The organism is Rhodospirillaceae bacterium (genome assembly GCA_028819475.1).
In the GTDB taxonomy this organism is placed as follows: domain Bacteria; phylum Pseudomonadota; class Alphaproteobacteria; order Bin65; family Bin65; genus Bin65.
In genome coordinates, this window is record JAPPLJ010000051.1 from 22,278 (window position 1) to 30,061 (window position 7,784).

At 68.3% G+C, this 7,784-nt stretch carries 9 protein-coding genes and 1 pseudogene; 6 read left to right on the forward strand and 4 right to left on the reverse strand.

Annotated elements, in window-relative coordinates:
• The first annotated feature begins 1 nt into the window (after window position 1).
• The 5 genes and pseudogenes from OXM58_16575 to OXM58_16595 all read left to right on the forward strand — a co-directional run bounded on the left by OXM58_16575 (window position 2) and on the right by OXM58_16595 (window position 4,374).
• On the forward strand, window positions 2-889 hold the full coding sequence (locus tag OXM58_16575) for an ABC transporter permease (GenBank protein MDE0149979.1): 888 nt from the start codon (window positions 2-4) through the stop codon (window positions 887-889).
• The gene (locus OXM58_16580) at window positions 889-1,929 is read left to right on the forward strand and encodes an ABC transporter ATP-binding protein (GenBank protein ID MDE0149980.1); all 1,041 of its coding nucleotides are present in this window, start codon (window positions 889-891) and stop codon (window positions 1,927-1,929) included. Before OXM58_16575 ends, OXM58_16580 begins: the two co-directional genes overlap by 1 nt.
• A 122-nt stretch (window positions 1,930-2,051) precedes the next feature.
• A pseudogene (locus OXM58_16585) lies at window positions 2,052-2,369 on the forward strand (ATP-binding cassette domain-containing protein).
• A 107-nt stretch (window positions 2,370-2,476) separates the two neighbouring features.
• The gene (locus tag OXM58_16590; protein ID MDE0149981.1) at window positions 2,477-2,740 is read left to right on the forward strand and encodes a hypothetical protein; all 264 of its coding nucleotides are present in this window, start codon (window positions 2,477-2,479) and stop codon (window positions 2,738-2,740) included.
• Complete coding sequence (locus tag OXM58_16595) at window positions 2,737-4,374, forward strand: amidohydrolase (GenBank protein MDE0149982.1); 1,638 nt, start codon at window positions 2,737-2,739, stop codon at window positions 4,372-4,374. The genes OXM58_16590 and OXM58_16595 overlap by 4 nt, the downstream gene beginning before the upstream one ends.
• Here OXM58_16595 and OXM58_16600 read toward each other — a convergent pair.
• The 4 genes from OXM58_16600 to OXM58_16615 all read right to left on the reverse strand — a co-directional run bounded on the left by OXM58_16600 (window position 4,309) and on the right by OXM58_16615 (window position 7,286).
• Complete coding sequence (locus OXM58_16600) at window positions 4,309-6,186, reverse strand: recombinase family protein (GenBank protein ID MDE0149983.1); 1,878 nt, start codon at window positions 6,184-6,186, stop codon at window positions 4,309-4,311. The two genes, OXM58_16595 and OXM58_16600, sit on opposite strands and share 66 nt — an antisense overlap.
• A 13-nt stretch (window positions 6,187-6,199) precedes the next feature.
• Window positions 6,200-6,403 carry a hypothetical protein gene (locus OXM58_16605; protein ID MDE0149984.1) on the reverse strand — a complete coding sequence of 68 codons (204 nt, stop codon included), beginning with the start codon at window positions 6,401-6,403 and terminating at the stop codon, window positions 6,200-6,202.
• A 182-nt stretch (window positions 6,404-6,585) separates the two neighbouring features.
• A complete protein-coding gene (locus OXM58_16610) occupies window positions 6,586-6,996 on the reverse strand; it encodes a PIN domain-containing protein (GenBank protein MDE0149985.1) in 411 nt (136 codons plus the stop codon).
• Complete coding sequence (locus OXM58_16615; protein MDE0149986.1) at window positions 6,993-7,286, reverse strand: hypothetical protein; 294 nt, start codon at window positions 7,284-7,286, stop codon at window positions 6,993-6,995. The genes OXM58_16610 and OXM58_16615 overlap by 4 nt, the downstream gene beginning before the upstream one ends.
• A gap of 208 nt (window positions 7,287-7,494) precedes the next feature.
• Here OXM58_16615 and OXM58_16620 point away from each other — a divergent pair.
• Window positions 7,495-7,784: relaxase domain-containing protein (locus OXM58_16620; GenBank protein ID MDE0149987.1), on the forward strand; the 290-nt coding region annotated here is incomplete at its 3' end.

Below are 7,784 nucleotides of genomic sequence, written 5' to 3' on the forward strand. Positions count from 1 at the left end.
GATGACCGACCGCCCTGCCGGACCGGAAATTCCCGTTGCCGCTGCCGAGAGCCCGGCACGCGAGGCCTGGCGCATGTTCCTGCGCAACCGGTCGGCGATCCTCGGCCTCGTCCTGCTCGCCGCCATCATTCTCGTCAGCCTGTTCGGCCCGCCCCTCTACGGCGTCGATCCCTTCAAGATCAGGGGCGCGCCCTTCACGCCGCCGGGTGTCGATCCGAACGTCCCGCTGGGCACCGACCATGTCGGCCGGGACATTCTCGCCGGCATGATCGGCGGCGGCCGCGCGACGCTCGCGGTCGGCGCCTCGGCGGCGCTGATGACGGTCGCGATCGGCCTGCTGGTCGGCGCAATGGCCGGCTACTACGGCGGGCTGGTCGACGAGATCCTGATGCGGATCACCGAGTTTTTCCAGGTCCTGCCGTCGCTGATCCTCGCCATGGTGCTGGTGGCGCTGTTCACGCCGTCGCTCTACATGATCGCCATCGCCATCGGGGTGGCGAGCTGGCAATCGACCGCCCGGCTTGCGCGCGCGGAGTTCCTGCGCCTCAAGGAACTGGAATATGTCAAGGCCGGCCGGACCATCGGGGCGACGGACAGGCGCCTGATCTGGGTCGTCATCCTGCCCAACGCCCTGCCGCCGCTCATCGTGTCGGCCACGCTGATCGTCGGTGTCGCCATCCTGTTCGAGGCCGGGCTGAGCTTTCTCGGCCTGGGCGACCCGAACATCATGAGCTGGGGCCTGATGATCGGCAGCAGCCGGGAATACATCTTCGATTCCTGGTGGTCGGCGACCTTCCCCGGCGCGGCGATCTTCCTCTCGGTGCTCAGCGTGAGCCTGATCGGCGACGGCCTGAACGATGCGTTGAACCCGAAGCTGCGGGAACGGTAATGCCGGCAGCGGACGACTCTTCGGCGCTGCTGGAAGTGCGCAACCTGCAGGTCGATTTCCGGACCCGCAACGGTATCGCGCACGTCCTCGACGGCATCGAATTCAGCCTGTCGAAAGGCGAAATCCTCGGTATCGTCGGCGAGTCCGGCTGCGGCAAGAGCATGACGGCGCTGGCGATCATGGGCCTGGTGCCGACCCCGCCGGGACGGATCGCCGGCGGCGAGATCGTCTATCGCGGCGAGAACCTGCTGAAAGCCTCGAAGGAGCGCATGCGCCGGATTCGCGGCAACCGGATTTCCATGATCTTCCAGGAACCGATGACCGCGCTCAACCCGGTCTTTACCGTCGGCGACCAGATCGCCGAATCCATTGTGCTCCACCAGGGGCTGAGCAGGCGCGCGGCCCTCGACCGCGCCGTCGAACTGCTGCGCGAGGTCCACATTCCGGCCTCGGAACGGCGCATCGGCGAATTCCCCCATCAACTGTCCGGCGGCATGCGCCAGCGCATCATGATCGCGATCGCGCTGGCGTGCGAACCCGACATCCTGATCGCCGACGAGCCGACCACGGCCCTCGACGTGACGGTGCAGGCCCAGGTGTTCGACCTGCTGCTGGAACTCCAGCAGGACCGGGACATGGCGATCGTCCTGATTACCCACGACATGGGCGTGATCGCCGAGATGACCGGCCGGGTCCTCGTCATGTATGCCGGCCGGATCATCGAGGCGGCTGCCGTGGACGACCTGCTGGAAAACCCGCAGCATCCCTACACAAGCGGCCTGATCGCCTGCGTGCCGCAACTGAGCGACGAGCCGGAGGCCGAACGCGAGGCGCTGATGGAGATTCCCGGCGTCGTGCCGCCGTTGACCGAGCTCGGCGTCGGCTGCGCCTTCGAGCCGCGATGCGGCTTCCGGATGCCGGTCTGCGTGCAGTCGCGGCCGTCGCCGGTCGCCGTGGGCGCCGGCCATTCGGCGGCCTGCTGGCTCATGGAAGACGCGGACCGGCAAGGCGCGGACCGGCGAGACGGGGACCGGCCGTGAGCGGGCCGGCGGACCGGCCGCTCCTGCAAGTCCGCGACCTGAAGGTCCATTTCCGGACCGGCACGCGCGGGCCGTTCCGCAGACAGACTTTCGTCCACGCCGTCGACGGGGTCAGTTTCGACGTGCCACGGGGGACGACCTTCGGCATCGTCGGCGAATCCGGCTCCGGCAAATCGACCACGGCGCTCGCCATCATGCGCCTCGCGCCGATCACGGGCGGCACCATCGACCTCGCCGGCGCGCGCCTGTCCGAGGCCGAGGGCAACGATCTGCTCGCCCTGCGCCGCAAGGCCCAGATCATCTTCCAGGATCCCTATTCTTCGCTCAGCCCGCGGATGCGCGCCGGCGCCATCGTCCGCGAGCCGCTCGACCTGATGGAGATCGGCGACCCGGAGGGCCGCGACCGCCGTGTCGCCGACCTGTTCGGCAAGGTCGGGCTGCGCGCCGAGCAGCAGGCCCTGTTCCCGCACCAGTTTTCCGGCGGCCAGCGGCAGCGGACCGCATCTCCCTCTTCAAGCGGCCGCTCCATCCCTACACCTGGGCGCTGCTGTCCGCGGTGCCGTCGGCTGCCTCGAAGCGGCGGGGGCGCCGGCGCGTCAGCCTCGAAGGCGATCCGCCCAGTCCGATCGACCTGCCGCCGGGGTGCCGCTTCGCCGGGCGCTGCCCGTTCGCGGAAGACATTTGCCGGACGGAGGCGCCGGCGCGGCGCGAGATATTCCCGAAACACTGGGTCAGCTGCCATCGCGTCGGCGACGACGGCGTGCCGCCGCACGAGAATTACCCGCTCGCAAACGGGCCGGCGCGGTCATGAACCGGATCTACAGCGCCCGCAAGATTATCACCATGAACCCGGCGCGGCCGGTCGCGAGCCACGTTGCGGTACGCGACGGGCGGATTGTCGGCACCGGGACCGTCAAGGAACTGGCAGGATTCGGGACCTACGAACCGGATGAGCGCTTTGCCGGCAAGATCCTCATGCCCGGCCTGGTCGAGGCGCATTGCCATGTCATGGAAGGGGCGTTCTGGCGTTTCGTCTATTGCGGCTTCTTCGACCGGCAGGCGCCGGACGGAGCGGTCTGGGCCGGACTGAAATCGGTCGACGCGGTCGTCGCCCGCCTGCGGGAGGCCGAAGCGGAACTCGCCGATGCCGAGGCGCCGCTCGCCGGATGGGGGCTGGACGCGATCTATTTCGGCGCCCGGCGGCTGGACCGGCACGATCTGGACCGGGTCTCGACCGACCGGCCGGTCGGCGTGCTCAACGCTTCCTGCCACATTCTGAACGTCAATACCGTGGCCCTGGAACGCGCCGGCCTGCTCCGTCCCGGCATCAACCACCCCGGCATCCCGCTGGCGGCGGACGGCCTGCCTGCCGGCGAGTTGCGCGGCCACGACGCCATGGGTCCGGCCAATCCCCATGTCGGCTTCGACCGGGACAGCCTGGCCTGCGACGAACACGGCTTCCGGCAGTTTGCCCGCCAGTGCGTGCGCAGCGGCGTGACGACGGCGACCGACCTTGCCGGCCTGCTGCCGCAAGAGGCGGTCGCCATGATGCTGCGGGTCACGGGCGAGCCGGATTATCCGGTGCGTATCGTCGCGATGCGGAAGTTGCAGAATATCGCCATCCCGGACCTGATCGCCCGGGCGCGCGAACTGGGCCCGATGAGCACCGACCGGCTGCGGCTGGGGTCGGTCAAGATGGTCGTGGACGGGTCGATCCAGGGTTTCACGGCGCGCCTGCGCTGGCCGGGCTACTACAACGGCGCGCCGGAGGGGCTCTGGTACCTGCCGCCCGAACAGGTTCGCGAACTCTACCGCTCGGCGCTGGAGCACGGCATCCAGGTCCACACCCATACAAACGGCGACGAGGCGACCGAACTGGCGCTCGATTGCATCGAAGAGGCCCTGCGGCGGCACCCGTCGCCGGACCACCGGCTCACGATGCAGCATTGCCAGCTCGCCGACGCCGCCCTGTTCCGCCGCATGCGCGCGCTCGGCCTGTGCGTCAACCTGTTCTCCAACCACATCTTCTACTGGGGCGACGAACACTACGCGCAGACCGTCGGGCCGGAGCGGGCGGAGCGGATGAACGCCTGTGCGACCGCGCTGGCCCAGGGCGTGCCGATGGCGATCCATTCCGACGCGCCGATCACGCCGCTTGGCCCGCTGTTCACCGCCTGGTGCGCGATCAACCGCAAGACGGCATCCGGGCGCACGCTCGGCGCGTACGAACGGATCGACGTCGAGCAGGCGCTTCGCGCGATCACCCTTGGCGCGGCCTATACGCTGAAGCTCGACGGCGAGATCGGCTCCATCGAATGCGGCAAGCGCGCCGACTTCGCCGTCCTGGAAGACGATCCGACGGAGATCGGCGCCGACAGGCTAAGAGACGTCAGCGTTTGGGGAACAGTGCAGGACGGTCGGGTGTTTCCTGCCGCCGAGATCTGAAGGCGCCGTTTGCAAGCCGGTGGCGTTCGCGAAGAAATCCACCTCTCGCGAACGACCGCTTAAGATGCCGTTACTTCGGCGCAACACACCCTTGAGCGGGCTACAGGTGCAGGATCGAATGGGCTGGCCTGATCGTAGGAGGCTCGCAGGTTCAAATCCTGCCCCCGCTACCACCGAGACCGACATTCCCGATTTGGGAGTGTCGGTCACCCCTTTCCCGCTGCCGTTTCCGGCCCATTCGAGGATGGTGCCGAGGTCGCCATGAAGCGCGGCGTTCATCGAGCTGCGCTTCTCGCCGGGGGTGAGCACGATGCGCTCGATCAGGCCCCGGATCGCGTCCGCTGCCTCGTCGCGGTCGCGCGGGTCGGCCAGCGCCTCGGCGAGCCGCTCCACCTTGCGCCGATAGACGATGGCGATGTTGGGGTGGATGTCGGGAAGATCGACCGGGGCGGCTGACAGCCGTTCGGCGATCTCGTCCTGGCGGGCCTCAAGCTCGCGCATGCGGTCCATCATGCCCCGCGCATAGCCGCCGTCCTCGATCACGTCGAGCATGGTGGCGATCTTCTTTTCGATGTCGGCAAGCTCCTTCCGGTCCGTCGCGCCCGATGCGCGCCGCTCGCGGTTGAGCCGGTTGGTCTCCTCGGCATACGCCTGCATCGCCTCGGCGGCGGCCTCGGGCGCCATCAGCTTCTCCCGGAGCCCCGCCATGACCCGTTCCTCGATCTCGACGCGCCGGATGGTTCGGCTGTTGGAACACGAGCCCGACATGATGTAGTTGGAGCAGGCGTAGCGGTCCTGGCCGCGCTTGGCGTAGGAGCCGCCGCACACGCCGCACTCCAGAAGACCGGACAGCAGATAGCGGGGCCGGTGGGTGCTGTTGAGATAGTTGGCCTGGGCCGCGCGCGTCGCCGCGATGGACGTCGCATACTTCTCCGAGATTTCCCCCTGCCGGACCTTCGCCGCCTGCCACAGTTCGTCGTCCACGATCCGCAACTCGGGAACCTCGGCGACGATCCACTCCTCGGGCGGGTTGAGGCGCGCGACTCGCTTGCCGGTGTCCGGGTTCTTCAGGAAGCGCTGCCGGTTCCATATCAGCCGGCCGATATAGAGCTCGTTGTTGAGAAGCCCCGTGCCGCGCTTGGCGTGGCCGCGCAGCACGGAATCGGTCCACAGCTTCCCCTTGGGGCCGGGGATGCCGTCCTCGTTCAAGCGCCGCGCAATGGCGCGCGGGCTGGTGCCTTGCGCGAACTCGCGGAAGATGCGCCGCACGATCTCGGCTTGCGTCTCGTCGATCTCCCGCTCGCCGCGGATGCGCTCGCCGGCGTCGTCGTGCAGCTTCACCACGTCGTAGCCGTAGCAGATGCCGCCGCCCGACTTGCCGGCCTCGACCCGGCCCCGGAGGCCGCGGCGCGTCTTCGCCGCGAGGTCCTTCAGGAACAGCGCGTTCATGGTGCCCTTGAGGCCGACGTGAAGCTCGTTGATCTCGCCTTCCGACAGGGTGACGATCATCACGCCGGCGAAGCGCAGGTGCTTGTAGAGCGTCGCCACGTCCGCCTGGTCGCGGCTCACCCGGTCGAGGGCCTCGGCGACGACGATCTCGAACAGACCACGCCGCGCGTCCTCAAGCAGCCCCTGGATGCCGGGGCGGAGAATCACGCTGTCGCCCGATATGGCGGAGTCCTTGTAGCAGCCGGCGATCTTCCAGCCCTCGCGCTCGGCGTGCTCGCGGCAGACCCGGAACTGGTCTTCGATGGAAGCGGCCCGCTGCTGGTCGGACGAATAGCGGGCATAGAGCGCACAGCGAAGGGTCATGGTCTCGGGTCTCCTATCGGTCGTGCGCCTCCTTCTCCGGCGGCACGTTGTCGTTGGCGGCGCGGGTTGACTCGAACCGCTCGCGCGCGATCTGCCGTCCGAGCAAGCGGGCGAGGCGCATCACCGCGTCGTCGATCCGCGCTTCCGGCCCGCCATTGTCGTTCGCGGCAACGCGGGGAACTCCCTCCCGCTCGCGGCCGTTCCCGTCTCTCCGCATCGCCTCCGCCTTCCCGGATTCCGTGACCCTGGAAGGGAGATTTGAACCTGCGGGCAAGGCTTGTCAAACGGTCCACCAGGCGATTTCCTGCATGGAATCAACAGCTTGTCCGCACCAGGCACGCTCTGGCACTCTCTGGCCGCGTTTGGCTACGATGAAAAAAATTTCGCGCAACCCAGCGATCATCCGGTTCGCGGCGCCTCAAGGTCGAACAGCGGAATGTCCATCGCGCGGGCCACGTCGTTCATCCGCCGGTCGTAGCTCGCCAACGCGACCCCCTGCGCGTGTTCGGCGAGATAGGCGCACGACGCCAGATGCAGGGCGTCGAGGGTGCGCAGCGCGCCGGGGCCGGGAAAGGCGTCCAGCGCCCGCGCCAGCACCGAAGGCGATAGCTCCAGCATCGCGACGCGGCCGGTCAGCCAGCGCGCCGCCTCGCCGTAGGACTCCGCAAGCCCGCGCGCATGCAGAGGAGTCCATATCTCGTATTCCAGCAACCGGCTGGAAAACAGGGTCTCGTCCCAGAGCGAAGCGGGCGGCTGCCGGTTCTCGGCAAGAAGATGCGCGAGCGCGACGGACGAATCGAGGTAGATCACCGGTCGCGCCGGCTCTCGTCCAGATCGGCCAGGATTTCTTCCAGCGTGGCGACGGGCTTGGGCTTGGGCGGCGGTCCCGAGGCGGTCAGCCTCGGCGGCGTCAGCACGCCGGACCGCACCGCTTCGGCCAGGAAGGCGTCGGCGAGGATCGGGCTCCGGGTCTCCCGGAGCGGGCCGAGCTCCGCCACCACCTGATCCCGGTCGGTCACGAGAATCGTCTCGCCGGACGACGCGAGCCGGACGTATTCGCTCAACTTGCTGTTCAGAACCTTGATGCCGACCGATCTCATGCCGCAAAGGTAGCGACCGCTTGCTACCACGTCAACCCGGTTCGTATCCGGTGCGCCGCGACCGACATTCTGCGACTTTCGCGGCCACGGGCGGCCACCAGCGGACGCACCTATGTTCGGCACTTGTTCCGTCCATCGCAAGCGCCCATCTTGCCGTTATGGACAGGCACGAACCCTCCGAATCCGCTGCCGTCACGAGGCTGCCGCGATGGTAGCGTCCATCGGCAAGATCGCCTCGCCGTCGCAGGGCGTGGCCTATTTCGAGCGCGATGGCTACTACGCGAAGGACGACGGAGCGCACAAGGAAGCAAGCGCCTGGGCGGGCCGGGGTGCCGAGGCGCTCGGCCTCTCCGGCCCGGTCGATCCCGAACGCTTCCGGTCGGTGCTCGAAGGCGAGGTTCCCGGCGGCCGCCGTCTCGGGCGCAAGGAGATCGACGGCAGCATCGTGCACCGGCCGGGCCGGGACGTGACGCTGAGCGCGCCCAAGTCCGTCAGCCT

Coding starts and splice junctions, on each gene's coding strand:
- OXM58_16575 (MDE0149979.1), top strand. CDS start 2: ATGACCGACCGCCCTGCCGGACCGGAAATTCCCGTTGCCGCTGCCGAG.
- OXM58_16580 (MDE0149980.1), top strand. CDS start 889: ATGCCGGCAGCGGACGACTCTTCGGCGCTGCTGGAAGTGCGCAACCTG.
- OXM58_16595 (MDE0149982.1), top strand. CDS start 2,737: ATGAACCGGATCTACAGCGCCCGCAAGATTATCACCATGAACCCGGCG.
- OXM58_16600 (MDE0149983.1), bottom strand. CDS start 6,186: ATGACCCTTCGCTGTGCGCTCTATGCCCGCTATTCGTCCGACCAGCAG.
- OXM58_16605 (MDE0149984.1), bottom strand. CDS start 6,403: ATGCGGAGAGACGGGAACGGCCGCGAGCGGGAGGGAGTTCCCCGCGTT.
- OXM58_16615 (MDE0149986.1), bottom strand. CDS start 7,286: ATGAGATCGGTCGGCATCAAGGTTCTGAACAGCAAGTTGAGCGAATAC.